Source organism: Prevotella sp. HMSC073D09, assembly GCF_001814145.1.
GTDB classification, from domain to species: Bacteria; Bacteroidota; Bacteroidia; order Bacteroidales; family Bacteroidaceae; genus Prevotella; species Prevotella conceptionensis.
The window spans coordinates 43143-47212 of the sequence record NZ_KV815067.1 but is presented as its reverse complement, the minus strand read 5'-3'; the positions used below and the strand labels follow the sequence as shown (position 1 = coordinate 47212).

Here is a 4070-nt window from a genome sequence, read left to right as displayed (position 1 = left end):
CGACATTGTTCATTTGGCTTAACGAAAACGTTCCACAGAAAAGGCGCAAGTATTGTCTTTCGACAAAGCTTGCGCCATAACAGAGTTATATAATTTGCGACAGCTTAACAACGTGCCACAAAAACAGGTAAGGAGTGCCACGCCCCCCGCTGTAAAATGCAATGAGGCGTGGCTAACGTAGGGTTAGTTTTCCCAAGGGTTGTAATCCTTCACGTCCCAGTAGGGTTCTTCTTCAAAATCGTCGGCCTTAGAATCGGCAGCACCACCAGTTTCACCTTCTCCTCCCTGAGGCAGAGATGCCTCGTACATGATAGGATATGCATTGAATGCAACTATTTCAGCCAACGGCTTTTCGTATGTTCTCTTACTTTTCATTTTACTATCACTTTTTTGCCTTTGTGGATATACACGCCCTTGACAGGGTTACTAATTCTGCGACCGCTAAGGTCGTAATAAGAGTCGTCGGAAGTTGAAGTCGGATTGTCGTCTGCGCCCACTTCCTCTATGCCCGTTGTTTCGTCGTTGTCGAATAGCAGTGTGAGTTTCGCACCGGCAGGCACATTGATGTTGATGTATGCCTTGTGCACGCCTATGGTAAGTTTGCCCTCATCCTTGAACTGCTGTGCTTGCGTTACGCGGAAGGCCTTGCCTTTGCTTACGTAGAAGTTGGTGTTGCCGCCCTCGTTAGGCGTAATGTCCTTTGCGTTCACCGTCACCGGTTTCAGGATGTTTGTTCCCGAATAGCTCCACTTGTCGTCTTCGCCAATGCGGTAATAGAAGTCGGTTGGCGATGAGCCGCCGATTGCTCTGAGCACTACGCCCGTGTTGGCGGGCACATACAGTCCGTCTGTGGCAGTGCCTTCACCAAGATTGATGCTCTTCATGTGGATAACGCTCTTGCCTACCTTCTCGCCGGAGGTGAAGGCGATGACCTTCGGGCAGTTTTTAGCCCCATCCCAGAACATGCGGTTGCCGCCATTGTCTACGTCGCCGAAGTCTACATCGAACTCTCGGCTGAATGTACCGAATTCATTCGTAATGGAGAAGGCAGACGTGCCGTCGCCCTTAATGCGGTAGTCTAGTGCCGAGGCGTAATCGCCCCACGCCGTCTTGTAGCCGTCCATTTTCGATTTCTTCACATATATCTTCTGTGTGCATGCACCCGTACCGGCTGCACCACGGAAGAACTCGCTGAAAGGTGCACCCAACGAGAAGTAGTTGCGCGAAAGCTTGGTGGCAGGCGTGTTGCCCGTAAACACCACTTGGCTGATGGTTGTGCTTACTGGCTGTATCGTGTTTTTGGCCACGCGTTTGGTCTTTGTTACGAAGGCCATGGCACCGATGTAGTCTACATCTGCATTCACAACCACTTCTTTCATGTTGGCGTTGGCGTTTTCAAAGGCATAATCGCCGATAAGCCCCACCTTATAGGTAGTGGTTGTTGCGCCGTCGTTGTAGGTAATGGTCTTGGGCAATACAAACGTCTTCACGTCGGCCGTGGTAGAAAGGAAGTCTACCGTTGTTGTAGAGGTAGGGATGTATTCGTCGGTAGCGGCCGTAGTTCCCTCGGCCTTGACGGTGAACGAAGGCTTAAGCGTAAATTGTTTCCAGAAGGGGTCTGCCTTATACTGTGCCAACAAGTTTTTACGCACATACACCGTGATGTGTTGCTTGGCGTTGTCGGTGGCCACCGTGCCGTCGTCGAAGGCCATGGTGTTGGTTCCTTGGTCTATCTTGGACGAAGGTATCATCTCGTCGCAGAGCAGCGTCATCGTTTTCAATGCGGGGTTCAACCCGAAGGCGCGTTTGCCTATGGTGTTCACCTTAGCTGGAATAACGATGTTGGTGAAGTTTGCATTACCCTCGTAGAAGGCGAAGTCGCCAATCTTGGTGATTGAGGGTGGCAGCAGCGTAAAGTCGGTGCGTGCTTTGCCCGGAGGGAAGATAAGCAGCTCGCTCTTGTCCTTGCTCAGCAGTATGCCCTGCACGCTTGAATATTTCGGATTGGCGGGATCGACGTCGATGTCCGCCAGCTTTGAGTCGAACTTAAACGCTTCGGGGTGAATATTGGTACAGCCCGCCGGCACGATAACGCGTTCCAGCACGTTGCATCTTCTAAATGCGTCTTTGTCGATAGACTTCACGCCTGTGGGTATCTTGATGCTTTTGATGCCGCTGTTGGCAAAAGCGCCTTTTCCGAAAGAAACTATTGCGCTGTTGTTGGCAAAGGTAACCTTTTCCATAGCGGGCGTGTTGCCGAAAGCGTTGTCATGAATGCGAGCGACAGAAGCCGGGAAGTTAAACTCTTTCAGCTTTTGCTTATCGGCAAAAACACGCGATCCAATAGCTTCCAGTTTGCAGCTACCCAGGAAGTTGAAGTTGGTGAGATTATCACAACCAACGAAAGCCCCTCCCCATATTGCTTTAAGTTCAGAACCATCGGGCACATTCACGGTTTCCAATTTATCACACCCAGCAAAAGCATCACCTAAAATTTTAACCGACTTTGGTAGCGTTACGGTTTTTAGTTCGTGACACCACAGAAACGCTCTAACATATAAGTTTTCGAGCTTCGACGGCTCTTCAAACGTCACGGTGGTTAGCTTTGTGTTCCTGAAAGCCTCAGAACCAATAGTGGTAACTTTTGCAGGAATCGTAATGTTTGTGATTTTAGAATATATAAAAGCCATTTTCCCTATGTAGGTAACAGTGCTTGGAATTGTATATTCCCCTTGCCGTGCCGTAGGGTAAAACAACAATTTTGTTTTGTCTTTATTAAACAACACGCCGTCTGCATCCGAACAATAGTTGGGATTGCCTGGGTCTACCACATATTTTTCAAGGTTAATAAACGTGCCGAAAGCGGCCTCACCAATACGAGTAAGTGTCTTGGGGATTCTGATTTCTTTCAATTTATAGCAAACAGATGAGGCATATTCTCCCACAGAATCAACATTATTGAGGTCTATCGATGTAAGGTAATTGTTCCAAGAAATTGTGAAACCGTATGGTATAGTTTTAACCTCATCGGGCACTTTGAATGTGGTATTTTTTTTGCCAGCAGGATAATATATCAGTTTTGTTTTATCTTTGCTGTACACCACTCCGTCTATGCTGCAATATGTTTGATTACCTGCATCAACCACAATCTCTTCCAATTGTCTAGGACTGTATGCAAATGTAGGCCACCTGCCCATATATAAGTCGACAACCGATGCGGGGACAACCAACTTTTTCATTGTAGGTGTTTCCTGAATTGCATCTACATGCACCTTTTTTGTGTTGCTGTTAATGGTAAAGCAATTGCCTTTTGAAGAGAAATCCTTATTAAAAGGCACGCATATCAACTCTTCATGGTTCTTGGTATAAAGCACGCCGTCGTCTGAAATAAACTTGGGGTTGCCTGCATCGACAAGAATCTCCTTTAGCTTGTAGCATCTATCCAGCAAAACGTTTGCTCTAGGATGTATAGTGGTTACGCTGGCGGGAAGCCTCAACGAGGTTATGCCCGAATAGGAAAAACAATAGCATGCAAGGGTAGTAATGGTGTTGGGCAATACTACTTCTGTAATGCCCGAATCCCATCTAAAAGGGTCATTATCACCAGCACCGCCAATTTGGGTTACAGTGAAATGGGTGTCTACGCCGTCGAACACCGTTGCGGGGATGATTACCTTGCCCGATACGCCCCTTACATTGTACACGGCCAGTTTGGGACTTGACGTACTGGCATCTATCACACGGTAGGTGATGTGGCCTTTAACGAAGTATTCGCCCTCAACGTAAGCATGGGCCGCCAGGTTTCCAACAATCAACAAAAACAATAGGCAAACGCCTCGAACGGAGCACTGCATAAGGGAACTGCCAGACAGTAGGTGCCGTAGCGGCGTCCCTATGTGGTCTAAAAATCTTTTCATAAGCTTATATATTAATCATTTTGTAAATCTCTTTCTTCTATTGTAAAATCAATATCCTGCTGTACCTCTACAGGTATATCTACATATAAGGTATAGGTTGATGGTAATAACCGTTCTTTTTCGTTTCTCGAAAAGTGCGTTTTCTCGCCATGA

The 4070-nt window shown here is 47.3% G+C and carries 2 protein-coding genes; both read right to left on the bottom strand.

What is annotated here, in order from left to right; translation table 11 throughout:
- Nucleotides 1-183: 183 nt before the first annotated feature.
- Entirely contained in the window at nucleotides 184-375 is a 192-nt protein-coding gene (locus HMPREF2955_RS04600) for a hypothetical protein (protein ID WP_070721412.1), read from the bottom strand.
- Nucleotides 372-3917 (bottom strand): leucine-rich repeat domain-containing protein, encoded by a 3546-nt coding sequence (locus HMPREF2955_RS04595; RefSeq protein WP_070721410.1) that lies wholly within the window; start codon nucleotides 3915-3917, stop codon nucleotides 372-374. Before HMPREF2955_RS04595 ends, HMPREF2955_RS04600 begins: the two co-directional genes overlap by 4 nt.
- Nucleotides 3918-4070: the final 153 nt, after the last annotated feature.